The organism is Pseudomonas sp. WP18 (assembly GCF_036689585.1).
Classification (GTDB): Bacteria; Pseudomonadota; Gammaproteobacteria; order Pseudomonadales; family Pseudomonadaceae; genus Aquipseudomonas; species Aquipseudomonas chlororaphis_E.
The window spans coordinates 5,116,361-5,142,007 of record NZ_CP144758.1 but is presented as its reverse complement, the minus strand read 5'-3'; the positions used below and the strand labels follow the sequence as shown (position 1 = coordinate 5,142,007).

24 protein-coding genes are annotated in these 25,647 nt (G+C 62.3%); 14 read left to right on the top strand and 10 right to left on the bottom strand.

From position 1 onward, the window contains the following. Positions 1-2: 2 nt before the first annotated feature. A complete protein-coding gene (xseA, locus tag V5F23_RS22820) occupies positions 3-1,382 on the bottom strand; it encodes an exodeoxyribonuclease VII large subunit (RefSeq protein ID WP_042731054.1) in 1,380 nt (459 codons plus the stop codon). Positions 1,383-1,602: 220 nt separating this feature from the next. On the opposite strand from xseA, the gene V5F23_RS22815 reads away from it, so the two are divergent. The 4 genes from V5F23_RS22815 (at position 1,603) to guaA (ending at position 6,410) form a co-directional block, all read left to right on the top strand. Next, the gene (locus V5F23_RS22815) at positions 1,603-2,370 is read left to right on the top strand and encodes a sulfite exporter TauE/SafE family protein (RefSeq protein WP_338496633.1); all 768 of its coding nucleotides are present in this window, start codon (positions 1,603-1,605) and stop codon (positions 2,368-2,370) included. A 69-nt stretch (positions 2,371-2,439) separates the two neighbouring features. Next, positions 2,440-2,988, top strand: coding sequence for a hypothetical protein (locus V5F23_RS22810; RefSeq protein ID WP_042731056.1), 549 nt, complete (start codon positions 2,440-2,442; stop codon positions 2,986-2,988). 295 nt (positions 2,989-3,283) lie between these two features. Next, on the top strand, positions 3,284-4,753 hold the full coding sequence (gene guaB, locus V5F23_RS22805; RefSeq protein ID WP_338496630.1) for an IMP dehydrogenase: 1,470 nt from the start codon (positions 3,284-3,286) through the stop codon (positions 4,751-4,753). 79 nt (positions 4,754-4,832) lie between these two features. Next, positions 4,833-6,410, top strand: a complete 1,578-nt coding sequence (gene guaA, locus V5F23_RS22800; protein WP_123579929.1) for a glutamine-hydrolyzing GMP synthase — start codon at positions 4,833-4,835, stop codon at positions 6,408-6,410. A 100-nt stretch (positions 6,411-6,510) separates the two neighbouring features. On the opposite strand, the gene V5F23_RS22795 is transcribed toward guaA, so the two are convergent. Beyond that, complete coding sequence (locus tag V5F23_RS22795; RefSeq protein ID WP_338496628.1) at positions 6,511-8,457, bottom strand: EAL domain-containing protein; 1,947 nt, start codon at positions 8,455-8,457, stop codon at positions 6,511-6,513. Between the two features lie 303 nt (positions 8,458-8,760). On the opposite strand from V5F23_RS22795, the gene V5F23_RS22790 reads away from it, so the two are divergent. From V5F23_RS22790 to tadA, 5 genes are all read left to right on the top strand, one after another. Next, a complete protein-coding gene (locus tag V5F23_RS22790; RefSeq protein WP_053147808.1) occupies positions 8,761-9,168 on the top strand; it encodes a DUF6632 domain-containing protein in 408 nt (135 codons plus the stop codon). 238 nt (positions 9,169-9,406) lie between these two features. After that, positions 9,407-9,682 carry a hypothetical protein gene (locus V5F23_RS22785; RefSeq protein WP_080922117.1) on the top strand — a complete coding sequence of 92 codons (276 nt, stop codon included), beginning with the start codon at positions 9,407-9,409 and terminating at the stop codon, positions 9,680-9,682. A gap of 4 nt (positions 9,683-9,686) precedes the next feature. Beyond that, entirely contained in the window at positions 9,687-10,211 is a 525-nt protein-coding gene (locus V5F23_RS22780) for a DNA-binding protein (protein ID WP_042731063.1), read from the top strand. A gap of 152 nt (positions 10,212-10,363) precedes the next feature. Further along, positions 10,364-11,740, top strand: coding sequence for a multicopper oxidase family protein (locus V5F23_RS22775; protein ID WP_338496624.1), 1,377 nt, complete (start codon positions 10,364-10,366; stop codon positions 11,738-11,740). Beyond that, positions 11,740-12,237, top strand: coding sequence for a tRNA adenosine(34) deaminase TadA (gene tadA / locus V5F23_RS22770; RefSeq protein WP_042731062.1), 498 nt, complete (start codon positions 11,740-11,742; stop codon positions 12,235-12,237). The genes V5F23_RS22775 and tadA overlap by 1 nt, the downstream gene beginning before the upstream one ends. A gap of 198 nt (positions 12,238-12,435) precedes the next feature. Here tadA and cmoB read toward each other — a convergent pair whose 3' ends face one another. The 8 genes from cmoB to ccsA all read right to left on the bottom strand — a co-directional run bounded on the left by cmoB (position 12,436) and on the right by ccsA (position 21,840). Beyond that, positions 12,436-13,392 (bottom strand): tRNA 5-methoxyuridine(34)/uridine 5-oxyacetic acid(34) synthase CmoB, encoded by a 957-nt coding sequence (cmoB, locus tag V5F23_RS22765; RefSeq protein WP_042732438.1) that lies wholly within the window; start codon positions 13,390-13,392, stop codon positions 12,436-12,438. Next, positions 13,389-14,132, bottom strand: a complete 744-nt coding sequence (cmoA, locus tag V5F23_RS22760; protein ID WP_047736775.1) for a carboxy-S-adenosyl-L-methionine synthase CmoA — start codon at positions 14,130-14,132, stop codon at positions 13,389-13,391. Before cmoA ends, cmoB begins: the two co-directional genes overlap by 4 nt. Positions 14,133-14,234: 102 nt before the next feature. Further along, complete coding sequence (locus tag V5F23_RS22755; RefSeq protein ID WP_042732436.1) at positions 14,235-14,870, bottom strand: lysoplasmalogenase; 636 nt, start codon at positions 14,868-14,870, stop codon at positions 14,235-14,237. Positions 14,871-14,872: 2 nt separating this feature from the next. Continuing rightward, positions 14,873-15,265, bottom strand: a complete 393-nt coding sequence (locus V5F23_RS22750) for a protease inhibitor I42 family protein (RefSeq protein ID WP_042732435.1) — start codon at positions 15,263-15,265, stop codon at positions 14,873-14,875. A gap of 207 nt (positions 15,266-15,472) precedes the next feature. Next, entirely contained in the window at positions 15,473-17,887 is a 2,415-nt protein-coding gene (gene lon / locus V5F23_RS22745) for an endopeptidase La (protein WP_047736773.1), read from the bottom strand. 159 nt (positions 17,888-18,046) lie between these two features. Further along, positions 18,047-19,360: an MFS transporter gene (locus tag V5F23_RS22740; protein ID WP_047736771.1), complete on the bottom strand. Its 1,314-nt coding sequence runs from the start codon at positions 19,358-19,360 to the stop codon at positions 18,047-18,049. A 413-nt stretch (positions 19,361-19,773) separates the two neighbouring features. Continuing rightward, positions 19,774-21,015: a CNNM domain-containing protein gene (locus V5F23_RS22735; RefSeq protein WP_338496621.1), complete on the bottom strand. Its 1,242-nt coding sequence runs from the start codon at positions 21,013-21,015 to the stop codon at positions 19,774-19,776. Positions 21,016-21,027: 12 nt separating this feature from the next. Then, positions 21,028-21,840, bottom strand: a complete 813-nt coding sequence (gene ccsA / locus V5F23_RS22730) for a cytochrome c biogenesis protein CcsA (RefSeq protein WP_042732328.1) — start codon at positions 21,838-21,840, stop codon at positions 21,028-21,030. 193 nt (positions 21,841-22,033) lie between these two features. Here ccsA and ffh point away from each other — a divergent pair, with 193 nt between their 5' ends. From ffh to rplS, 5 genes are all read left to right on the top strand, one after another. Then, positions 22,034-23,410, top strand: a complete 1,377-nt coding sequence (gene ffh / locus V5F23_RS22725) for a signal recognition particle protein (protein WP_042732327.1) — start codon at positions 22,034-22,036, stop codon at positions 23,408-23,410. Positions 23,411-23,638: 228 nt separating this feature from the next. Next, positions 23,639-23,890, top strand: a complete 252-nt coding sequence (gene rpsP, locus V5F23_RS22720; RefSeq protein WP_007927680.1) for a 30S ribosomal protein S16 — start codon at positions 23,639-23,641, stop codon at positions 23,888-23,890. A 5-nt stretch (positions 23,891-23,895) separates the two neighbouring features. Beyond that, the gene (gene rimM / locus V5F23_RS22715) at positions 23,896-24,432 is read left to right on the top strand and encodes a ribosome maturation factor RimM (protein WP_042732326.1); all 537 of its coding nucleotides are present in this window, start codon (positions 23,896-23,898) and stop codon (positions 24,430-24,432) included. Then, positions 24,414-25,187 (top strand): tRNA (guanosine(37)-N1)-methyltransferase TrmD, encoded by a 774-nt coding sequence (gene trmD, locus V5F23_RS22710; protein ID WP_172679732.1) that lies wholly within the window; start codon positions 24,414-24,416, stop codon positions 25,185-25,187. The genes rimM and trmD overlap by 19 nt, the downstream gene beginning before the upstream one ends. A gap of 44 nt (positions 25,188-25,231) precedes the next feature. Then, positions 25,232-25,582: a 50S ribosomal protein L19 gene (rplS, locus tag V5F23_RS22705; protein ID WP_003175895.1), complete on the top strand. Its 351-nt coding sequence runs from the start codon at positions 25,232-25,234 to the stop codon at positions 25,580-25,582. The last annotated feature ends 65 nt before the right edge of the window (positions 25,583-25,647 follow it).

Here is a 25,647-nt window from a genome sequence, read left to right as displayed (position 1 = left end):
AGTCAATCCAGTAGAGAAAGGGTGACCGGTGTCAGGTGGTTGTCTTCGACCCGCACCAGCAGTTCGCCTTCGCCGAGCCTGGCGCTCAGGCGCTGGCCGGTGTGGGTTTGCCCGGCGCTGCGGATCGCATGGCCGCGTTCGTCGAGCAGGATGCTGTAGCCCCGGCCAAGGGTCGCCAGGGGGCTGACGATGTGCAGCGTCTGCATCTGGTTGTGCAACTGCACGCGTCGCGCTTTCAGGCCCTCGCGCATTGCTCGCGGCAGGCGTTCGGCAAGGCTGTCCAGGCGATGGCGCAGCAAGGCCAGGTGCCGGCCTGGATGTTGTCCGGCCAGGCGGGTTTCCAGACGGATGAGCCGTTCACGGCGAGTATTGAGGCTGCGTTCAAAGGCGCGGCGCAGGCGCATGTCCAGGTCGTCCAGGCGCTGGGCTTGCTGACGTAGGCGCTCACCGGGGTGGCGCAGGCGCCGGGTGAGGCCTTCGAGGCGTAGTTGGTCGCGCATGAGGCGGTCGCGCATGCGCATCACCAGCCGGCGATGCAGGCTTTCGACCCGGCGCACCAGGTCGCCGGCATCCGGCGCCAGCAGTTCGGCGGCGGCGGAGGGCGTCGGGGCGCGTACGTCGGCGACGAAATCGCTGATGGACACGTCGGTTTCATGGCCGACGGCGCTGACGATCGGTGTCACGCAGGCGTCCACGGCCCGGGCTACGGCTTCTTCGTTGAAACACCACAAGTCTTCCAGTGAACCGCCACCCCGGGCCAGGATCAGGGCATCGAACCCCCGGGCGTCCGCCAGCTTCAGGGCGCGGACGATCTGCGCGGTGGCTTCGCGGCCCTGCACGGCGGTGGGGATCAGCGTCAGGGAAATCTGCGGCGCACGGCGGCGGAAGACGCTGATGATGTCGCGGATCACGGCGCCAGTGGGCGAACTGATGATGCCGATGCGTTGTGGATGGGCCGGGAGCGGCACCTTGCGCTCGGCGCTGAACAGGCCTTCGGCGCTGAGCTTTTCCTTCAGGGCATCGAAGGCCAGGCGCAGGGCGCCATCGCCGGCCGGCTCGACGGTGTCGAGAATCAGTTGATAATCGCCACGCCCCTCGAACAGCGAGACCTTGCCGCGCACCTTCACCGCCAACCCGTCTTTCAAGGCCTGGCGAACCCGGGCGGCGTTCTGCCGGAACAGCGCGCAGCGCACCTGGGCGCCACTGTCCTTGAGGGTGAAGTACACATGGCCGGAGGCCGGACGGGCGAGGTTGGAGATTTCGCCCTCGACCCAGATGTTGCTGAACACGTCTTCGAGCAACACCCGCGCACGGCCGTTGAGCTGGCTGACAGTCAGGACCTCGCGGTCCAGGCCCAGGCGGGCAAAGGGATCTTTAATCATGGGCGGCATGATAAGGGGATTCGCCGATGGTGTGCAGACAATTAGACCGGGTTGCCTGCATCGCGAGCAAGCTCGCTCCCACAGGCGATCTATGTCGTACTGAAGATCAACTGTGGGAGCGGGCTCGCCCGCGAAAGCGGTAGGGCGGTCTCTACAAATACTGGATATGCCGCCCGGCACTTGGCTAAAGTCGCCCCTTCGCCATCAAGGAAGTTGTGCAATGGATCCTCTGTCGTGGTTGGGCCAATGGGCATTCGCCCCCGTCGAATGGTTGATCATCGGCCTGGCCATCGCCCTGGCCTACATCGTCTTCGGCATCGCCGGGTTCGGCACGGCATTGGTGGCGGCGCCGATCCTGTTGCTGTTCATGCCCTTGTCGAAAATCGTACCGCTGCTGGTGTTGCTGGATTTTGTCGCGGCCTTCGGCAACCTGTTGCCCTCGCGACGGGACGTGTCGCGGCCCGAGCTGCTGCGGTTGCTGCCGTGCATGGCGGTGGGCTGCAGCCTGGGGGTGATGTTCCTGCTTAACCTCAAGTCCGACGTGCTGCTGTTGTTGATGGGCGTGTTCATCAGCGGCTATGCGATCTACAGCCTGTTGATCAAGGCCCGGCCGACTCAGTTGTCGGCGCTGTGGTCGGTGCCGATGGGCATAGTGGGCGGGATGTTCGGGGCGTTGTTCGGCAGCGGCGGCTTTCTGTATGCCATCTACCTGAACAGCCGCTTGCCCAAGGAGCCGGCCCGGGCGACCCAGAGTGCCTTGATCAGTTGCAGCACCGTGGTGCGCCTGAGCCTGTTCGCTGTCGCGGGCGTGTATGCCGAGCTACCCTTGCTGGTACTGGCGCTGTGTTTGTTGCCGGCCATGGCGCTGGGACTGTGGGTGGGGCGTCGCCTGACCATGAGGATGTCGCGTGAAGCGTTCGTGCGCCTGGTGACCTGGCTGGTGCTCGCCAGCGGCATTGCCTTGATCGGGCGTTACCTGAGTGCTTGACCTGGCTTGACCAGGGATTAAGCTGCCGGCCTTTTAATTGCTCCCGCCAGAGAAACCCCAGGCCTCGTCATGAACTCCCAAAGCATCATCGTTCCGAAAATCTCCACCTTGCCAGTCCACGAACCCCGGGCCAGGGCGATCGTGCGCTGGCTGGTGCGCAAGAACATCGTCGAGGAACAACTGACCACCTGCGGGCGCACCGGCAATCGCATGGCCCATGCCATTGCACCTGGCGCGAGCAACGTGGTGTTGCACCCCGATGCCTTGCCGTTCGGGGAAGCGGTCAACGGGTTGGAAATCATCACCAAGCGCTGCATCTACACGCCGGCCAAGGGCTTTCTCGAAGAAGCCGGCTGTGCCGAATGCCGCCAGGAGATCGGCGAGGCGCTGTTCGAAAGTCTGGAAGACTGGATGCCCGCCCGCACCGACAACTTCACCTGCCCTGAATGTGGCCATGAAGATGACATCAACGGCTTCCTGTTCCTGCAGCCTTGCGGTTTCTCCAACCTGGGGTTCATCTTCAACAACTGGCTGGAGGCGGGGTTCAAGCAGGACTTCCTCGACGAATTCGCCGATTGGCTGGATCAGCCGGTGAGTTGGGTGAAGGTGGAGTTGTAGAGAGGGGCACTGGAGATTGCTTTTGTGGCGAGGGGATTCATCCCCGCTGGGGCGCGAAGCGGCCCTAAACCCAGGCCATGCGGTACATCAGGCATATTGAGCCGACTGTTTTTGGGACTGCTATGCAGTCCAGCGGGGATAAATCCCCTCGCCACGCGGTTCGGAGTACAGCCGGGAGCAGTGTGTTTTCACCCATCAATCACCCCGGCAATAATAGACAGAGTTTTACATTGAGCCAGGCGGGGTGCATGAGTATAATGGCGCGCTTCCATTTTCCCGCTCGGGAGCCCCCGCGATGCTGCGTATCAGCCAAGAAGCCCTGACCTTCGACGACATTCTCCTAGTGCCTGGTTATTCCGAGGTGCTGCCTAACGAAGTCAGTCTCAAAACCCGTCTCACCCGTGGCATCGAACTGAATATCCCCCTGGTTTCCGCTGCCATGGACACCGTGACCGAAGCCCGTCTGGCCATTGCCATGGCCCAGGAAGGCGGTATCGGGATCATCCACAAGAACATGACCATCGAACAGCAGGCCGCCGAAGTGCGCAAGGTCAAGCGGTTCGAGGCTGGCGTGGTCAAGGACCCGATCACCATCGAGGCCGATGCCACGGTTCGTGATCTGTTCGAACTGACCCGCATGCACAACATCTCCGGCGTTCCGGTGCTGCACGATGGCGACCTGGTCGGCATCGTCACGTCCCGCGACGTGCGTTTCGAGAACCGCCTGGATGCCACCGTCCGCCAAGTGATGACGCCTAAAGAGCGCCTGGTCACGGTCAAGGAAGGCACCGGCAAGGACGAAGTTCGCGAGTTGCTGCACAAACACCGCATCGAGCGCGTGCTGATCGTCGACGACAAGTTCGCCCTCAAGGGCATGATGACTGTCAACGACATCGAAAAAGCCAAGGCCTACCCGCTGGCCAGCAAGGACGACCAGGGTCGTCTGCGCGTAGGCGCGGCAGTCGGCACCGGCAAGGACACCGGTGACCGTGTCGCCGCCCTGGTCAATGCCGGCGTCGACGTCGTTGTCGTCGACACCGCCCACGGCCATTCCAAAGGCGTGATCGACCGCGTTCGCTGGGTCAAGCAGAACTTCCCTGACGTGCAGGTGATCGGTGGCAACATCGCCACCGGCGAAGCCGCCAAGGCCCTGGCCGACGCTGGCGCCGACGCGGTCAAGGTCGGTATCGGCCCAGGCTCGATCTGCACCACCCGTATCGTTGCCGGTGTCGGCGTGCCGCAGATCAGCGCCATAGCCAACGTCGCCGCCGCCCTCGAAGGCACGGGCGTGCCGTTGATCGCCGACGGCGGTATCCGTTTCTCCGGTGACCTGTCCAAGGCCATCGTCGCCGGTGCCTACTGTGTGATGATGGGTTCGATGTTCGCCGGTACCGAAGAAGCGCCAGGCGAGATCGAACTGTTCCAGGGTCGTAGCTACAAGGCCTACCGCGGCATGGGTTCGCTGGGCGCCATGTCCCAGGCCCAGGGCTCTTCGGACCGTTACTTCCAGGACTCCTCCGCGGGTGCCGAGAAGTTGGTACCGGAAGGCATCGAAGGTCGTGTGCCGTACAAGGGCACCCTGAGCGCCATCATCCATCAACTGATGGGCGGCCTGCGGTCTTCCATGGGCTACACCGGCAGCGCCAACATCGAAGAGATGCGTACCCGGCCGGAGTTCGTGCGCATCACCGGCGCCGGCATGGCCGAGTCCCATGTCCACGACGTGCAGATCACCAAGGAAGCGCCGAACTACCGCGTAGGTTGAGGCTTCCAGCAAAACGTTAATCACCGGGGCTGTTCATTCAGCCCCGAGTTGTTTCTGATTCACTACATGAGAATGAGTCATGGCCCTCGACATTCACGCTCACCGCATCCTGATCCTCGACTTCGGTTCCCAGTACACCCAGCTGATCGCCCGCCGCGTGCGTGAAATCGGCGTGTACTGCGAATTGCACCCGTTCGACATGGATGACGAAGCGATTCGCGAGTTCGCTCCCAAAGGCGTCATCCTCGCCGGCGGTCCCGAGTCCGTGCACGAAGCCAATAGCCCGCGCTGCCCGCAGGCGGTGTTTGACCTGGGCGTGCCGGTCTTCGGCATCTGCTACGGCATGCAGACCATGGCCGAGCAACTCGGCGGCAAGGTCGAAGGTTCCGAGCTGCGTGAGTTCGGTTATGCCCGCGTTGATGTGGTCGGCAAGAGCCGCCTGCTCGACGGTATCGAAGACCATGTCGACGCCGACGGCCTGTTCGGCCTGGACGTGTGGATGAGCCACGGTGACAAGGTCACCCGGATGCCGGAAGACTTCCACATCCTGGCCAGCACGCCGAGCTGCCCGATTGCCGGCATGTTCAGCGACGAACGCCGCTACTACGGCGTGCAGTTCCACCCGGAAGTGACCCACACCAAGCAGGGCGGTCGTATCCTGTCGCGCTTCATCCTCGACATCTGCGAGTGCGAAGCCCTGTGGACGCCGTCGAAGATCGCCGAAGACGCCATTGCCCAGGTGCGTGCCCAGGTCGGTACCGACAACGTGCTGCTGGGCCTGTCCGGCGGCGTGGACTCCTCGGTGGTCGCGGCGCTGCTGCACAAGGCCATCGGTGATCAACTGACCTGCGTCTTCGTCGACAACGGCCTGCTGCGCCTGCACGAAGGCGAGCAAGTGATGGCCATGTTCGCCGAGAACATGGGCGTCAAGGTGATCCGCGCCAATGCCGAAGAACAGTTCCTGACCAACCTGGCCGGTGAGTCCGACCCGGAGAAGAAGCGCAAGATCATCGGTCGCACCTTCATCGACGTGTTCGACGCCGAATCCTGCAAGCTGGACAACATCAAGTACCTGGCCCAGGGCACTATTTACCCCGACGTGATCGAGTCGGCCGGCGCCAAGAGCGGCAAGGCCCACGTGATCAAGTCCCACCACAACGTCGGTGGCCTGCCGGAAGAAATGAACCTCAAGCTGGTCGAGCCGCTGCGCGAACTGTTCAAGGACGAGGTCCGTCGCCTCGGTCTGGAACTGGGCCTGCCGTACGACATGGTCTACCGCCACCCATTCCCGGGCCCGGGCCTGGGCGTGCGAATCCTCGGTGAAGTGAAGAAGGAATACGCCGACCTGCTGCGTCGCGCCGACCACATCTTCATCGAAGAACTGCGCAAGGCCGACTGGTACCACAAGGTCAGCCAGGCCTTCGTGGTGTTCCAGCCGGTGAAATCGGTGGGCGTGGTCGGCGATGGCCGTCGCTACGCCTGGGTCGTGGCCTTGCGCGCCGTGGAAACCATCGACTTCATGACCGCTCGCTGGGCACACCTGCCGTACGAGCTGCTGGAAACCGTGTCCGGACGCATCATCAACGAAATCGACGGCATCTCCCGCGTCACCTATGACGTGTCGAGCAAGCCGCCGGCGACGATTGAGTGGGAATGATCCCGCGTCCGGCACTGCCCGGCATCAAGTGGTAGGAAACACACCGAAAGCCCGCGTAATTGCGGGCTTTCGACTAATTGCGCCTTGCCCTGGCGGCGGATTAAACCACTTGCACCTTGGTCATTTTTTCGCCTTCAAGCCAGGCGCTGATGTCGCTGGCGCGCATGGGTTTGGAGAATAGGTAGCCCTGGGCCCAGGCGCAGCCGAGGTTTTTCAGTACGTCGAGTTCTGCGGCGGTTTCCACGCCTTCGACGATGCATTCCAGCTGCATGTCCTGGCACATGGCGATCAGCGACTTGACGATCTTGAAGCTGGCCGGGTCGAGGTGGATGTTGGTGACGAAGGTGCGGTCCACCTTCAGTTTGGTCAGCGACAGCGCGTGGATCTGGCTCAGGCTGGAATAGCCGGTGCCGAAATCGTCGAGGGAGATGCCGCAGCCCAGTTCGCGAAAACGGCCGATCGCTCGCTGGGTCTGCGGTAGATCCTGGATGGCCGCGGTTTCGGTGATTTCCAAATCGAGACAGGCCGGGTCGAACCGGCTGCTCTTGATCAGCTCGACGATCTGCTGGGCGGCGTCCTCCGAACCACAGTCGTGGGCGGACAGGTTGAATGACAGGCGCATCCCCGCGGGCCAGCTTGCGGCCGCGTCCAGCGCCTTGCTCAGCAACGGCACCGTGAGGCGATTGACCATGCCGACGCGCTCGGCAATCGGGATGAACTCACTGGGCGGCACGTTACCCAACTCTGGGCTTTCCCAGCGTGCCAGTGCCTCGAACGCGGCGGTTTGCTCACTGCGAATATCCATGATGGGCTGGAATACCACGTTAAACTCACCCTCCAGATCGGCCCTGCGCAGGGCCTGTTCGGTCAGCCCTTCGCGATTGAGCTGCTGACGATGAGCCGCGCTGAACAGGCAGACCGTGCCGGGGCGGTGGCGCTTGCTCTGATACAAGGCATAGTCGGCGTATTCATACACTTGGGTGGCGCTGGATGCCTGATCCGGGAAGGTGGCGATGCCCAGTGACGCGCTGATCTGAATAGGGATGTCCACCAGCAGAAACGGCTCGCGCATGCTGGCGCAGATTTTCTCGCCAAACGCCCGCAATTGGTCATCGCTCATGGCCCGAGTGATGATCAGGCCGAACTCGTCACCCCCCAGCCGGGCCAGGTGTACATCTTCATTGAGCAGCCCGGTCAGGCGCTGACCCACCTGATAGAGCAGCTTGTCGCCAATGCTGTGGCCATACAGATCGTTGACCGGCTTGAAGCCATCCAGGTCGATCAGCCCCACGGGCAGGCGAATCGCCAGCTCGCTGGCGCGGGACAGCAGCGTATCGAGGCGGGAAAAGAACTGCCGCCGATTGGCCAGGCCGGTCAGGCTGTCCTGATTGGCCAGTTGAAGGTTTTCCTCGCTGAGTTTTGCCGTATGCGCCTGCATGTTCACCAGCCGGGTGAAGTCGGCGTACTGTGCCTTGAGAATGATCAGCATGGCGATGGACACCAGCAGGACGTCAATCGCAGTGGCAATGAAGGTAATGATATTGGTGGAGGCGAAGAACACCACGAAGGCGGTGTTGACCACGGCTGTGGTGGCCAGGGCTGCTGGCAGCAGGTGCATCATGCAAAAAATGCAGCCGATGACGGTGATCGCCATGTAAAAGGCGACATGCGCCTGGGTATAGCTCGTGCCGTAGGGAAACAGCGCCAGCGACCAGGCAGTGAACGCCACGGCGACAAAGGGTGCGAGCATGTTGGTGCGCTTGAGCTCCGTGAGCATCTGCGCCGGGCTGCGCGTCTGCTTGCGCGTGCGTATCCATTCCACCGCACGAATCACGCCGAACAAACTCATGATCAACGGGCAATACACCACCAGCCAGCGCGGCGCGACCGCAAAGTGGGTGCCCGCCAGCATCAGGGTATTGGTCAGCAGGATGAAATACATCATGGGCAACTGGCGAGACAGCGCGATGTATTGCGCCTTGACCAGACCGGGATTGTCCTTGGGAACGGACATCAACGCTCGCATGCCGAGCAGGGTTTTTTTCATCAGGCGACGCTCTGAGAATACAACCAGATGAATAACCGAACGGGTTATCCTTTCCAGCCTGGGCCAAGCAGGGCTAAACACTGCTCTTATAGGATCGTGTCGGCTGATCCTCGGGTTTCTTCAGTCTCTATGAGTGATGGCACTTTGATTTCGTTCCGTAGCCGATAAACGGCAAATAAAAAGCCGTGTGAACCTGCATTCACGCGGCTTTTTTGTTTCAGCGACGCACTACAAACCAAGGGGCCTTCTATACTCAACCGCGTCCCGTTTCGGCGCCCGCTGCGCCGCAATAAGGAGAGCGCCATGAACGACACCCAAAGACTCGCCGCCTTGCGCATGGTTTTGATCGGGGTGGGCCTGATCTCCGTGTTTGCGATCTGGCCGCTGATGATCCTGTGGCCGTCCGGTTGGACGTGGCACAGCGGCTATTCCGACTATCCGCTGATGATCGTGGGCCTCTATGCCACGCTAGGTGTGTTCCTGCTCAGGGCTTCGCGTGATCCGATGAGGCACTTGAGCCTGATCTGGTTCACGGTGTGGTCGAGCATCGTGCATGGCGCGATCATGGCCGTGCAGTCCTTTGGCGTCGGCATGGACGGCATGAGCCATTACGGCCATCTGCTCGGCGACGTGCCCGCGCTGTTCGTCGTCGCGGCGGCGCTGGCGTTCTTCACACCCCGTGGGGAGAAGGCGCGGTTGTTGGCGGGGTGATCCTTGCGTCGCGGAGCATCTGAAAAGCCCTGTGGATAATCTCTGCAGGGCTTTTGTTTTGATGCCCTTGCCGTTTTTCCCTTGCGCTGTTTTGGCCCTCGACGCAGAAGCCGTCCGGCACTGTCACCTTTCGCTACGATTCGGCCCTCAGCGTTGCGCCGGGAATGCCTATCCTCCAAGGAAGGATAAGGTTGTCATTTGACAACCAGGCAGGCCATGCGAATACTGGTGAGCCTTGATGATTCGTCCCTCGCATCCGAAAAAAGAAGTTGAAGAAGTGCTGAGGCATGCCGAAGCGTGGGGGTGGCGCATAGAGGTCGGCGGCAGTCATGCCTGGGGACGGGCTTATTGTCCGTATAACGACGAAGCGTGCCGTTGCGGTGAGTTCTGCATCACATCGATATGGAGCTCGCCGAGAAACCCTGGCAATCATGCGCGAGCGCTACAACGCGTTGTAGACAATTGCACGACCCATCGCAGTCGTTGCGAGGCTGATGACGATGCTGAGGAGTAAGACTGTGGAATATACCTTTACCCTGAAATATCAGCTTGCTGACGACGACCGTACCTCGGATGAACTGTTGGAGCGGCTGGGTGCGTCCGGTTGCGACGATGCCTTGGTAGGCATAGGACAGCCGGGACGGTTGGCTCTCGAATTCACGCGCGATGCCCCTGACGCGATTAAGGCCGTGCTCAGCGCTTTGGGCGATGTCCGCCGTGCGGTACCAGCGGCCCGGCTGATCGAGGTTGCTCCTGATCTGGTCGGGCTCACCGATGTGGCCGAGATCGTCGGCGTGTCTCGGCAGAACATGCGCAAGTTGATGTTGGCCCACCCGAGCAGCTTCCCGACGCCCGTACACGAGGGCAGTGCGTCTATCTGGCACTTGGCGGACGTGCTGAGCTGGCTGCAGAGCAAGGGCAGTTATTCGCTTACCAAAAATGTGTTGGATGTTGCCCTGGCAGCCTTGCAGGTCAACGTTGCGAAGGAAGGCCGACGCTTACCAGGAATGATTTTCGAGGACTGGGAGGCTTTGGTTGGCTGATAACCTGGGGTGAGGGGCACCCCCAGGCCCCCTCGTCGCCTCTGGCGGGCCTGCGCGACAATCCTTCACTTAATCTTTCTCAATTGCGGGTGTATCGTATTCGCCTTTTGCGGGCCTACCGGTTCGCGCGGATTCAATAGGTGGTTGCCTTCATGTCGTTTACCCGTCGCCAAATCCTCGGTGGCCTGGCCGGTCTTGTTATTGTAGGCGTTGGCGCGGGAGGCGCATCGCGGTATTGGTTGGGCAAGCGGGCGGATGCCCAGGCTGGGCACGACTATGAATTGATCGCCGCGCCCCTGGACGTGGAACTGGTGGCCGGGCACAAGACCCAGGCTTGGGCCTTCGGCCCGTCGGCGCCGGGCACCGAGCTGCGGGTACGCCAGGGTGAATGGCTGCGGGTGCGGTTCATCAACCACCTGCCGGTCGCCACCACCATCCACTGGCACGGCATCCGCTTGCCGCTGGAGATGGATGGCGTGCCGTATGTCTCGCAGTTGCCGGTGCTGCCGGGCGAGTACTTCGATTACAAATTCCGTGTGCCGGACGCCGGCAGCTATTGGTATCACCCTCACGTCAACAGCAGCGAGGAGCTCGGTCGCGGCCTCGTGGGGCCGTTGATCGTCGAGGAGCGCGAGCCCACCGGATTCAAATACGAGCAGACCCTGAGCCTCAAGAGCTGGCACGTGGACGAGCAGGGCGAGTTCGTGGCCTTCAGCGTGCCCCGCGAAGCGGCCCGTGGCGGAACGGCGGGGCGGCTGTCGACCATCAACGGCGTGTCGCAGGCGGTCATCGACCTGCCGGCCGGGCAGATCACCCGGGTGCGCTTGCTCAACCTGGACAACACCCTGACCTACCGGATCAATATTCCGGGCGCCGAAGCGCAGATCTACGCACTGGACGGCAATCCCGTCGAGCCGCGCCCGCTGGGCAAGGAATACTGGCTGGGGCCGGGCATGCGCATCTGCCTGGCGATCAAGACGCCGCCGGCCGGGGAGGAACTGTCGTTGCGCAACGGCCCGGTGCGCCTGGGCACCTTGCGCTCGGTGGTCAACAACGATGCGCCCACCCAGTGGCCACCCGCGCTGCCCGCCAACCCGGTCGCCGAGCCGGACCTGGCCAATGCCGAGAAACTCAACTTCAATTTCGAATGGGTCGGTTCGGTGTCGGTCAATGTGGACAACGGCAAGCCGCCGAGCCTGTGGCAGATCAACGGCAAGGCCTGGGACATCACCGACAAGACCTGCGCCGACCGGCCGATTGCCACGCTGAAAAAAGGCCAGAGCTATATTTTCGAACTGAAGAACATGACCCAGTACCAGCATCCGATCCACTTGCACGGCATGAGCTTCAAGGTGATCGCGTCCAACCGGCACAAGGTTGTCCCATACTTCACTGACACCTACCTGCTGGGCAAGAACGAGCGGGCCCAGGTGGCGCTGGTGGCGGATAACCCGGGGGTATGGATGTTCCACTGCCATGTGATCGACCACATGGAAACCGGCCTGATGGCCGCCATCGAGGTGGCGTGATGCGCCAGATTCGTCCCGCGCGGATCATCGACCGCAGCCGTGACCAGGATTTCATGCGCGAAGCCCTGGCCCTCGCCGCCCAAGGCGCGGCCTTGGGCGAAGTGCCGGTGGGTGCGGTGCTGGTGCAGGACGGCGAGATCATCGGGCGCGGCTTCAACTGCCCGATCAGCGGCCACGACCCCAGCGCCCACGCGGAAATGGTCGCCATTCGTGCCGCGGCCCAGGCCGTGAGCAACTATCGCCTGCCGGGCAGCACCCTCTACGTCACGCTGGAGCCGTGCAGCATGTGCGCCGGCCTCATCGTCCACTCGCGCATCGCCCGGGTCGTCTACGGCGCCCTGGAACCCAAGGCTGGCATCGTCCAGAGTCAGGGGCAGTTTTTCAGCCAGGGCTTCCTGAACCATCGGGTGATGTTCGAGGGTGGGGTGCTGGCAGAGGAATGCAGCACGGTGTTGAGCGAGTTCTTCAAGGCGCGCAGGGCCAAATCGCAAGGTTGAATACATAGCCCCGTGGCGAGGGAGCTTGCTCCCGCTGGGCTGCGCAGCGGCCCCAAACCATTCAACACAGTGCCTCAGGAAAAACCAGTTGGCGGATTTTACGGCTGCTGTGCAGCCGAGCGGGAGCAAGCTCCCTCGCCACAATGATTGGCAGCCCTAAAGTGAACATGGACTGGCTCACATAGGGGGACAATCTATCTATTTACGCGCCACAATCACGGCCCGCATCGGCGCCGGCAGGCCTTCGATGGTTTTGCCGTGGTCCGCAGGATCGAGGAAGTCACTCAATGACTGGTACTTCATCCACTCGGTGCTGCGCTGTTCCTCGACGCTCGTCAGGCTCACGTCCACGCAGCGCACGTCGCTGAACCCGGCACGCCGCAGCCAGCGTTCCAGGGCCGGCACCGAGGGCAGGAACCACACGTTACGCATCTGCGCGTAGCGGTCCTCGGGCACCAGCACCTGATGTTCGTCGCCTTCGATCACCAGGGTTTCGAGCACCAGTTCACCGCCCTTGACCAGGCAGTCCTTGAGGGCCAGCAAGTGTTCGATCGGCGAGCGGCGGTGATAGAACACACCCATGGAAAACACCGTATCGAACCCTTCGAGGTCTGGCGGCAGGTCTTCGAACGGGAACGGCAGGTGCCAGGCATTGGGCTGCGACAGGTAGCGCTGCACCGCCTGGAACTGGCAGAAGAACAGCCAGTTGGGATCGACGCCGATCACGGTGTCGGCCCCGGCCCCGAGCATCCGCCACATGTAATAGCCATTGCCGCAGCCCACGTCGAGGATGCGCTTACCCTTGAGGTCAAGGTGCGGCGCGACCCGCGACCACTTCCAGTCCGAGCGCCATTCGGTGTCCACGTGCACGCCAAACAGGTCGAACGGGCCTTTGCGCCACGGCGACAGGCCCATCAGTGCCGTACGCATCTGCGCGCGGGTTTCGTCACTGCAATCGGTGTCCAGCGTCAGGCCGTTGAGCAAGTCGATTTTGCTTGGCTGCAGGACGGGCAAGGCATCGAGGGCGCTTTGCCAGCGTTCCAGGTCGCCGTGGCCCTTTTCCATTTTGCGGTCGAGTTGCGTCTGCAGCGTCGCGGCCCAGGCGGCCAAGGGGGTGCCGGCCAGATGGCGGGCGAGGGGGGACAGGTCAATCATGGCAGGGCAATCAACGAGGCGAAGTTAAGGCATTGGAACCACGGCACGACTTTCGAGAACCCGGCCGCCAGCAGGCGCTCGCGGTGTTCTTCGAGGCTGTCGGGCTTCATGACGTTTTCGATGGCGCTGCGTTTCTGGGCGATTTCCAGTTCGCTGTAGCCGTTGGCGCGCTTGAACGCCACGTGCAGGTCGGTGAGCAGCGCGTGCTCCTGGACATCGTTGAAACGCAGTTTTTCCGACAGGATCAGCGCGCCACCGGGCAGCAGCGACTGACGGATGCGCCCCAATAAAGCGGTACGCTCTTGCGGGGCGATGAATTGCAGGGTGAAGTTCAGCGCCACCACCGAGGCCGGCTGGAAGTCCAGGGCGAGGATGTCGCCTTCGATCACCTCCACCGGGAGCAACTCCTGGAACATCGAGTCCTGGCCGTTCAGGTATTCACGGCAGCGCTCGACCATGGCCGCCGAGTTGTCCACGGCAATCACCCGGCAGCCGTCGGTGCGCACATGACGGCGCAGCGCCTGGGTCACCGCGCCCAGGGACGAACCCAGGTCGTAGAGCACGCTGCCCGGTTGGGCGAACTGCGCGGCGAGCACACCGAGGTTTTCGACAATGGTCGGGTAACCCGGCACCGAACGCTTGATCATGTCCGGAAACACCCGCACCACGTCCTCGTTGAAGGCGAAGTCAGGCACTTGGGCCAAGGGTTGGGCGAATAGGCGATCGGGCTCTTTGCTCACGGGGGTTCCAGGGGAATGGAGGGTGAAAAGGCCGGCATTTTAACCAAAAAACCGCTGGGCGCGAGCCTTTGTGGACGCTGGGCGCGCGCATCGATCCTGGCCTCAGACGGGCCGTCGGGTAAAGGCTGACGCCGTGATGCCCCACTGGCCCAGCCAATAGCTGAGGATGATCAGGTAAGGCGCGGCATGGAAGGGCGCGACGAAGCGGTTGATGCCGATCATGCTATCGGACACGACGAAGGCCAGCGCCCCCGCGGCGGCCAGCCAGGCCGAGCGCCGGGGAACCTGGCTGCCCAGGCGCGCCAGCGCTCGCCAGAGCATGGCGCTGATGACCAGGCCATACACGATCACCGGCACCAACAACGGCCCGAGTCCGCCGGACACGAGCAGGCCCAGCAACAGCGCGCCGATGCCCAGCGCCAGCGCCAACGGTAGCAGCGCCGGGCGACGAGTGTCGCTGAGATAGGCCTTCAGGTAGGCCAGGTGCGCCAGCAGAAACGCACCCAGGCCGAACACGAACAGGTCCCCAGGCCAGGCCAGCAATACGTCGCCCACCAGCGAGAACATCAACCCCAGGCTGATCCAGCGCCGGTATTCGCCAGGCGGCGCATCGTGCAACCAGCCCAACAGGGCCAGCACCGGCATGGGCTTGACCAGCAGGCACAGCAGCGTGGCGTGCATGGCCAGGCCATAGAGGTAGGTGGCCGCGCCCATCAACGCCAGGATCAGCCAACCCACGGTCAGTTCACCGAAATGGCGCAGTCAAAGGTTTCCACCGGCGGCACTTCCGGTGCCCAGGGTTGTTGGTACGTCAGGCGCAAGCGTCCGGTGCCCGCGGTGAACGCCTGGAAGCGCCAGGTGGACACACCGGCAGCGCCGACGATGCCCGCGTCTTCCGGGTTACGGTAAACCTCGGGGCCAAGGCTTTTCAGCACGCCGCCTGCCGAGTCCTGGATCGTCCAGCGGTACCCGGTGGTGGGGTTGCTGGGCAGACTCAGGATCAGGTTTTGCCCGCTATCGAGCCGCACCGGGCATTGGCTGAGTTTTTCCACGGTCACGTTGTGTTTCGATTGCGTGGCGCAGGCACTCAACAGCGCGAGGCTCAAAGGGACAAGCAGGCGAGTGGGGGACATAAGGGCTCCGGCATTCACGACGAATGGCGAGCATAACCGAAGATGCTACCGGGTGTGTCAGGTGGGGGCGTGTTGTTTCTGATGATCCATTCGCGAGCAAGCCCGCTCCCACACTGGATCATCGCCGTGCACAGATCCTGTGCACGACCTGGTCCTTGTGGGAGCGGGCTTGCTCGCGAAGACAGCAGTGCAGGCGCTACAGGATCCTCAGAACAACACCTTCGCCACATCCGCGAACCGCTTGGCGAAATGCACCGTCATGCCGTCCTTGAGATAGTCCGGCAGTTCTTCGAAGTTGCCCCGGTTGGCGTCCGGCAGGATCAGTTCGTTGATTTTCTGCCGGCGTGCCGCGATCACCTTCTCGCGGACCCCGCCAATCGGCAGCACGTGCCCGGTCAGGGTCAGTTCGCCGGTCATCGCCACGCCTTTCTTCGGCGGTTGGTTGCGGGCCAGGGACAGCAGGGCGCTGGCCATGGTCACGCCGGCACTCGGCCCGTCCTTGGGCGTGGCGCCTTCCGGTACGTGCAAATGCACGAAGGCTTCGTCGAAGAACTTCGGGTCACCGCCGAATTGCTTGAGGTGCGAGCTGACGTAGCTGTAGGCAATTTCCGCCGACTCTTTCATCACCTCGCCCAGTTGCCCGGTCAGCTTGAAGCCGCGATTGAGGGTGTGGATGCGCGTCGCTTCGATCGGCAGGGTCGCGCCGCCCATGCTGGTCCAGGCCAGGCCGGTGATCACGCCGACACCGGACAGCACCTGTTCATTGCGAAACACCGGTTTGCCCAGGGATGCCTCGAGGTCTTTCGGACCGAGCTTGATCACCGCCTTCGGTTCATCGATCAACTTGATCACGGCCTTGCGCACCAGCTTGCCCAGTTGTTTCTCCAACTGGCGCACCCCGGCTTCACGGGCGTAACCGTCGATCAGGGCCTTGAGGGCGCTGTCGCTGATGCTCAGGCTGCCCTTGGCGACACCGGCCTTGGCCAGTTGCTTGGGCCACAGATGCCGCTTGGCGATGGCGACCTTTTCTTCGGTGATGTAGCCCGACAGGCGAATGACTTCCATCCGGTCCAGCAGCGGGCCGGGGATCGAGTCCAGGGTGTTGGCGGTGCAGACGAACAGCACCTTGGACAGGTCCAGGCGCATGTCCAGGTAGTGATCGAGAAATTCGACGTTCTGTTCCGGGTCGAGGGTTTCCAGCAAGGCGGACGCCGGGTCGCCCTGATAGCTCTGGCCCATCTTGTCGATTTCGTCGAGCATGATCACCGGGTTCATCACTTCGACATCCTTGAGCGCCTGCACCAGCTTGCCCGGCTGGGCGCCAATGTAGGTGCGCCGATGCCCCTTGATCTCGGCTTCGTCGCGCATGCCGCCGACGCTGAAGCGGTAGAACGGTCGCCCCAGGGATTCGGCAATGGACTTGCCAACGCTGGTCTTGCCCACGCCCGGCGGGCCTACCAGCAGGACGATGGAGCCACTGATCTCGCCCTTGTAGGCGCCGACCGCGAGGAACTCCAGGATGCGGTCCTTGATGTCGTCCAGCCCGGCGTGGTGCTGGTCGAGTACCTTGCGCGCATGTTTCAGGTCGAGTTTGTCCTGGCCGTACACGCCCCATGGCACCGATGTCGCCCAGTCCAGGTAATTGCGGGTGACGGCGTATTCCGGCGAACCGGTCTCCAGGATCGAGAGCTTGTTCATTTCCTCTTCGATGCGCTTCTGCGCCTGGATCGACAGCGTCTTGCCTTCCAGGCGCTGCTCGAACTGTTCGAGGTCGGCGCTGCGGTCGTCCTTGGTCAGGCCCAGCTCCTGCTGGATGACCTTGAGCTGTTCCTTGAGGAAGAACTGGCGCTGATGTTCGCCGATCTTGTTGTTGACCTCGGCAGAAATCTCTTTCTGCAGCCGGGCCACCTCGACTTCCTTACGCAGCATCGGCAGGACTTTTTCCATGCGCTTGAGCATGGGCACGCAGTCGAGCACTTCCTGCAACTCACTGCCGGTGGCGGAGGTGAGGGCGGCGGCAAAGTCGGTCAGCGGCGACGGGTCGTTGGGGCTGAAGCGGTTGAGGTAGTTTTTCAGTTCTTCGCTGTACAGCGGGTTGAGCGGCAGCAATTCCTTGATGGCATTGATCAGCGCCATGCCGTAGGCCTTGACCTCGTCGGTCGGTTCGCTGGGCTGGTGCGGGTATTCGACTTCCACCAGATAGGGCGGGCGATGATGCTTGAGCCAGGTGCGGATGCGCACGCGGGTCAGGCCCTGGGCGACGAACTGCAATTTGCCGCCTTCGCGACTGGCGTGGTGGACCTTGACCAGGGTGCCGTACAGCGGCAGCGCCGAGGTATCGAAATGGCGCGGGTCTTCCTGGGGCGTGTCCATGAAAAACAGCGCCAGCGAGTGGTGCTCGGACTTGGCGACCAGTTCCAGGGTTTCGGCCCACGGTTCTTCATTGACGATGACCGGCAACACCTGGGCCGGGAAGAACGGACGATTGTGGATGGGGATGATGTAGACCTTGTCCGGCAGGTTCTGGCCGGGCAGGGCCAGGCCAGTGCCAGAGGCGGAATGTTCGATGTGTTCGGCGTCTGCGTAATCGTTCGCGGCTTCAGTAGAGTGCTGGTCGCTCATGGGGCACCTGCGCAATGGAGTATGGGTCTTAGATGGGGCAGGTGGGGGGTGGTTTCAATGGCCGGTGATTGTTAGCAGCTATTTCGTGGAAGCTGTTCAACGTTGTGACAGGTTGCTGTGGCGGGGGACTGCCCTCGCCACAGCGCGGGTGTGCGGGGTTCAGGCGACCCGGTTCAGGTCGTTATGGCGGGTTTCCTTCAGGCACAGCACCGCGATCACGCTGAGCACGGCAGCGGCCGATACATAGCCGCCGACGTAGCTCAGGCCACCCATGGCTACCAGTTTCTGGGCGAAGAATGGGGCGGCCGAGGCCCCGACGATCCCGCCCAGGTTGTAGGCCGCCGAGGCGCCGGTGTAGCGCACGTGGGTTGGGAACAGCTCTGGCAGCAAGGCGCCCATGGGGGCGAAGGTCACGCCCATCAGGAACAGTTCGATGCACAGGAACAGCGCCACGCCGGCGGTCGAGCCTTGGGTCAGCAGGGGTTCCATGAGAAAGCCCGAGGCAATGGCCAGCAGGCCGCCGCCGATCAGCACCGGCTTGCGCCCGAAGCGATCGCTGGCCCAGGCCGAGAGGGGCGTGGCAGCGGCCATGAACAGCACGGCAAAGCACAGCAGGCCGAGGAAGGTCTCGCGGCTGTAGCCGAGGGTGGACACCCCGTAGCTCAGGGAAAATACAGTCGAGATGTAGAACAGCGCGTAACACACCACCATTGCCGCGGCGCCCAGCAAGGTAGGCGCCCAGTACTGACTGAACAGCTCGACCAGCGGCACCTTTACCCGTTCCTGGCGGGCCACGGCGTTGGCGAACACCGGGGTTTCGTGCAGCTTCAGGCGCACGTAGAGGCCGACGATCACCAGCACCGCGCTGAGCAGGAACGGAATGCGCCAGCCCCAGGCGCGAAATTGCTCGTCGTCCAGGGTCATGGCCAGGCTCAGGAACAGCCCGTTGGCCGCCAGGAAGCCGATGGACGGCCCCAATTGCGGGAACATGCCGAACCAGGCGCGCTTGCCTTTTGGCGCATTCTCGGTGGCGAGCAGCGCCGCGCCGCCCCATTCACCGCCCAGACCCAGGCCTTGGCCAAAACGCAGCAGGCACAAGAGGATCGGGGCCCAGGCGCCGATGCTGGCATAGCCGGGCAACACACCGATCAGGGTGGTGCACACGCCCATCAGCAGCAACGATGCCACTAGCGTGGACTTGCGCCCGATCCGGTCGCCGAAGTGGCCAAACAGCGCCGAGCCCAGCGGGCGGGCGAGAAAGGCGATGCCGAAGGTCAGGAACGACGACAGCATCTGCGCCGTGCCGGAGGTTTGCGGGAAGAACACCGGCCCGATCACCAGGGCGGCGGCGGTGGCGTAGACGTAGAAGTCGTAGAACTCGATGGCGGTGCCGATGAAACTCGCGGTGGCCACGCGTGTGGCGGAGTTCGTCGGCTGGGCAAGCACGGCGTCGTTGCAGGTCGTGGTGGTCATGCAGTTATCCCTGACAGTCATGTGCTCCGTGGGAGCGAATTATTATGGTCGAACACCCAGGGATGTGGGCGGGTATCCCGTCGCTGTTTCGGGTAGGAACAGTCCCAGGGCTGATGCGGATTTTGCCGATGATCTGGCCGGAACCTGCCGGGTGCTGGGTAGGCACGGGGTTCGGGCGAGGGCTGGATAAGCGGGTTGAGTATAGGAAGGGGGCTAACGAATCAACAATACCTATTGACGCCGAAACGAGCTTTTGTGGCGAGGGGATTTATCCCCGTTGGACTGCGAAGCGGTCCCCAAAAGACGTTGCGCCGAATCTTAAGCAACTGACTAACAGTTTGGGGCCGCTGCGCGACCCAACGGGGATAAATCCCCTCGCCACAACTGTGTTTCACTTAGAGGTTATTGGGGGGTTAGAGCGCCGCAGGCACCGAACTGTTATGCCACGCCAGCACCTGGCTGACGCGGTTGTCCACGGTCTCGATGATTTCCAGCCGGTAGCGGCCGATCTTCAGGCACACCGGGCTTTCGGGAATGGTTTCCAGCGCTTCGGTCACCAGCCCGTTGAGGGTCTTGGGGCCGTCGCAAGGCAGGTGCCAGCCGAGGGTGCGGTTCAGCTCGCGGATCGATGCCGCGCCGTCGATCATCAGGCGGCCGTCGGGCTGGGGATGCACATGGGGGTTGTCGAGGCTGTGTTCGCTTTCGAATTCGCCGACGATTTCTTCGAGGATGTCTTCCAGGGTGACGATGCCCAGCACTTCGCCGTATTCGTCCACCACCATGCCCAGGCGTCGTTGCTGCTTGTGGAAGTTCAGCAGTTGCAATTGCAGTGGCGTGCTTTCCGGTACGAAGTAGGGTTCGTGGGAGGCGGCCAGCAGGGCTTCCTGGGTCAGGCTGGCATCCGCCAGCAGATGACGGATCTGGCGGGTGTTGAGGACCGCCTCGACCTGGTTGATGTCGCTGTGGAACACCGGCAGGCGGGTGCGTCGGTTCAGGCGCAGTTGCTCGATGATCTCGCCGATCGGGTCGTCGAGGTTGATACCATCGACCTCGCTGCGTGGCACCAGGATGTCGTTGACGGTGATGTTGTCCAGGGCATGGATGCCGGAAATCGGGTGCAACCGGCCGCCGCTGTGCTCGGGTTCGTGCTCGTTGCGCGGGGGCGTGGGCATTTCGTCGTCGCTCTGCACCACCACGCTGGCCTTGCGGGCAAACGGGCGCAGGAGCAACTGGCTGATGGCGTTGAGCAACCAGGCCAACGGGTAAACGATCTTCAATGGCACGCCCAGCAAGACGTTGCCGACCCCCAGCACCGCATCGGGGTGGCGGCTGGCCAGTGAGCGCGGCAGGTAGTCGGCGAACACCAGCAGGGCTACGCTGGTGCCGAGCCAGGCGGCCCAGGGGCCGTTCTCCAGCCAGGCGAAAATCGCCAGCAAGGTGCCGATGACCACGGCCAGGGTGCGACAAAAGGTGTTGCACAGAACCAGGCTGATCAGCGCGAAGTTCAGCGTCGCGAGCGGTTTGTCAGTGGCCCGGGAGGCTTTGCGCTGGGCCAGCAGGTGTTGCTGGGCGGCTTCGATGGCGGTGAACAGGGCCGACCAGAGGATCAGCACGACCCACACGGCGAGCAGTGGCGCCACGGGCAACGTATCCATCAGGGCCGTCCGTCACACATGCAGGATGTATTCGCGGACCAGCTTGCTGCCGAAGTACGCGAGCATCAGCAGGCAGAAACCGGCGAGGGTCCAGCGAATGGCCTTGTGGCCGCGCCAGCCCAGGCGGTTGCGGCCCCACAGCAATACGCTGAACACCACCCACGCCAGGCAGGCCAGCAGGGTCTTGTGCACCAGGTGCTGGGCGAACAGGTTCTCGACGAACAGCCAACCGGAGATCAGCGACAGCGACAACAGCGTCCAGCCGGCCCAGAGGAAGCCGAACAGCAGGCTTTCCATGGTTTGCAGCGGCGGGAAGTTGCGGATCAGCCCGGACGGGTGCTTGTTCTTGAGCTGGTGGTCCTGCACCAGCAGCAGCAAGGCCTGGAAGACCGCGATGGTGAACAGGCCGTAGGCCAGGATCGACAGCAGGATGTGGGCCAGGATGCCGGGCTCCTCGTCGATGACCTGCACCGTGCCCGACGGCGCGAACTGCGCCAGCAGCACCGTCGTCAGTCCCAGCGGGAACAGCAGCACCAGCAGGTTTTCCACCGGGATGCGCGAGCAGGCCAGCAGCGTCAGGGCGATCACGGCCACGGCGATCAGGCTGGCGGCGTTGAAAAAGTCCAGGCCCAGGCCAATGGGCGTCATCAGGTGGGTATAAAGGCTGGCCGCGTGGCCGAGCACCGCCAGCACGCCAAGCGTGACCAGCAGGCGTTTGTTCGCCTTGGCGCCGGAGGCCAGGCGAGTGCCTTGATAGAGGGTCGCAGCGGCGTAGAGGCAGGCGGCGGCGAGTGTGGCAAGCAAGCTGGGTGGCAAGGGGAGCATAAATCCTGTTAAGCAGGCCCGAAAGTCGCTGAGTTTGGCATAGAACCCCCGCCACACGAAAGACCGGCAGGTGTACGTTGCACGCTTCTTCGCTATAATCCGCGACCTGCCCACGCCGCAGGCTCGCCGAGCACATTTTTCACGGTCTGGGCCGCCATTATCCCGGTCTCATCTGGGCCTGAAAGGATCGCGCATGTTTGAAAACCTAACCGACCGTCTCTCGCAGACGCTGCGCCATGTCACCGGCAAGGCGAAACTGACCGAGGACAACATCAAAGACACCCTGCGCGAAGTGCGCATGGCGTTGCTCGAAGCCGACGTCGCCCTGCCGGTGGTCAAGGACTTCGTCAACTCGGTCAAGGAACGCGCCGTCGGCACCGAAGTGTCGCGCAGCCTGACGCCGGGCCAGGCGTTCGTGAAGATCGTCCAGGCCGAACTCGAAAGCCTGATGGGCGCCGCCAACGAAGACCTGAACCTGAGCGCCGTCCCGCCTGCCGTGGTGTTGATGGCCGGCCTGCAGGGCGCGGGCAAGACCACCACCGCCGGCAAACTGGCGCGCCTGCTCAAGGAGCGCAAGAAGAAGTCGGTGATGGTGGTGTCCGCGGACATCTACCGCCCGGCGGCGATCAAGCAGCTGGAAACCCTGGCCAACGACATCGGCGTGACCTTCTTCCCGTCCGACCTGAGCCAGAAACCGGTGGACATTGCCCAGGCGGCTATAAAGGAAGCCAAGCTCAAGTTCATCGACGTGGTCATCGTCGACACCGCCGGTCGCCTGCACATCGATGACGAGATGATGGGCGAGATCAAGGCCTTGCATGCCGCGATCAACCCGGTGGAAACCCTGTTCGTGGTCGATGCCATGACCGGCCAGGACGCGGCCAACACCGCCAAGGCGTTCGGCGATGCGTTGCCGCTGACCGGCGTGATTCTGACCAAGGTCGACGGCGATGCCCGTGGCGGTGCCGCGCTGTCGGTCCGCGCCATCACCGGCAAACCGATCAAGTTCATCGGCATGGGCGAGAAGAGCGAAGCGCTCGAACCGTTCCACCCCGAGCGTATCGCTTCGCGCATCCTGGGCATGGGCGACGTGCTCAGCCTGATCGAGCAGGCCGAGCAGACCCTCGACAAGGAAAAGGCCGACAAGCTGGCCAAGAAGCTGAAGAAGGGCAAGGGCTTCGACCTCGAAGACTTCCGCGACCAGTTGCAACAAATGAAGAACATGGGCGGCCTGGGCGGCCTCATGGACAAACTGCCGAACATCGGTGGCGTGAACCTGGCGCAGATGGGCAATGCCCAGGGCGCGGCTGAAAAGCAGTTCAAACAGATGGAAGCCATCATCAACTCCATGACCCCGGCCGAGCGCCGCGACCCCGAGCTGATCAGCGGTTCGCGCAAGCGCCGTATCGCCATGGGTTCGGGCACCCAGGTGCAGGACATCGGTCGCTTGATCAAGCAGCACAAGCAGATGCAGAAGATGATGAAGAAATTCTCCGCCAAGGGCGGGATGGCCAAGATGATGCGCGGCATGGGCGGTATGTTGCCCGGCGGCGGCATGCCCAAGCTCTAAGGATCCACGCGCCGGCGGTCATGCCGGCGCTGCCCACGGGGACGTGGGATCTCCAGCCAACCCGCCGCCGGCGGGCGCTGACCGCGGCAGATCTGAATGGCAGGCCGGCACTCGCCGGAAAAAGTCATTTGCAAAAGTCTGGATATTCCTTAGAATATGCGGCCTTTCGGGCACCCATGCCCGCTGTGCATTTAGATTTGCAGCACCGACTACAGGAACGATGTTCACATGCTAACAATCCGTCTTGCCCTTGGCGGCTCCAAAAAGCGCCCGTTTTACCACCTGACCGTAACCGACAGCCGCAACCCGCGCGACGGTTCCCACAAAGAGCAGGTTGGTTTCTTCAACCCTATCGCCCGTGGTCAGGAAGTTCGTCTGTCCGTGAACCAAGAGCGCGTAGCCTACTGGCTGAGCGTTGGTGCACAACCTTCTGAGCGTGTTGCTCAGTTGTTGAAGGAATCGGCTAAGGCTGCGGCCTGAGCAATATGAACGCGACGCCAAAAGCGGCTGATGACCTGATCGTTGTCGGCAAGATTTATTCTGTTCATGGCGTTCGCGGCGAAGTGAAGGTGTATTCCTTTACTGATCCGATCAAGAACCTGTTGGACTACAAAGCCTGGACGCTCAAGCGCGAGGGCAGCGTGAAACAGGTGGAGCTGGTCAGCGGACGTGGGAACGACAAGTTCCTGGTCGCGAAGCTCAAGGGTCTCGATGATCGTGAAGAAGCGCGTCTTCTGGCCGGTTATGAGATCTGCGTGCCACGCAACCTGTTCCCTGAACTGACCGACGGCGAGTACTACTGGTACCAGCTGGTGGGTCTGAAGGTTATCGATTCACTCGGGCAACTGCTCGGAAAGATCGATCACCTGCTCGAGACCGGTTCGAACGATGTACTGGTGGTCAAGCCTTGCGTCGGCAGCCTGGATGATCGCGAACGCCTGTTGCCCTATACCGAGCAATGCGTGTTGGCCGTCGACCTTGCAGCAGGCGAGATGAAGGTGGAATGGGATGCGGATTTCTGAACGTGGCTAACTTGCGCGTTGAAGTCATCACATTGTTTCCCGAGATGTTTTCCGCCATCAGCGAGTACGGCATAACCAGCCGCGCGGTGAAACAGGAGCTGTTGCAGCTCACTTGTTGGAATCCGCGGGACTACACCACGGATCGGCATCACACTGTGGACGATCGCCCGTTTGGCGGTGGTCCGGGCATGGTGATGAAGATCAAGCCCCTGGAAGATGCACTGGTTCAGGCCAGGGCGGCAGCCGGGGAAGGTGCGAAGGTGATCTACCTGTCGCCCCAAGGCCGCCAGCTGACTCAGTCGGCGGTACGCGAGCTGGCGAATTCGGATGCATTGATCCTGATTGCCGGCCGTTATGAAGGCATTGACGAGCGTTTCATTGAAGCTCATGTCGATGAAGAGTGGTCGATTGGCGACTATGTACTGTCTGGCGGCGAGCTGCCGGCGATGGTCCTGATCGATGCGGTTACACGACTGCTGCCTGGAGCTTTAGGGCATGTGGATTCCGCTGAGGAAGATTCCTTTACGGATGGTCTGCTGGATTGCCCGCACTACACCCGACCGGAGGTGTATGCGGATCAGCGTGTTCCCGACGTGTTGCTAAGTGGCAACCACGCGCACATCCGGCGTTGGCGTTTACAGCAGTCCCTTGGTCGGACCTATGAACGACGCGCCGATCTTCTGGAAAGCCGCTCGCTTTCTGGAGAAGAGAAGAAGCTGCTCGAGGAATACATCCGCGAGCGGGACGATAGTTAACAACGTATCGATGGTAAGTCCGAGACTTGCCTTAGGAGCACAGCATGACTAACAAAATCATCCTTGCACTCGAAGCAGAGCAGATGACCAAAGAGATCCCTACCTTTGCCCCGGGCGACACCATTGTCGTTCAGGTGAAAGTGAAGGAAGGTGATCGTTCCCGTCTGCAAGCGTTCGAAGGCGTCGTTATCGCCAAGCGTAACCGTGGCGTGAACAGTGCTTTCACCGTTCGTAAAATCTCCAACGGTGTTGGCGTAGAGCGTACTTTCCAGACCTACAGCCCGCAAATCGACAGCATGGCTGTCAAGCGTCGCGGTGACGTACGTAAAGCCAAGCTGTACTACCTGCGCGACCTGTCGGGTAAAGCAGCTCGCATCAAGGAAAAACTGGCTTAAGTCCAGCTTCCGATGCAAAAAAAGCAGCCTACGGGCTGCTTTTTTGTTGCCTGCGATTAGGTCTT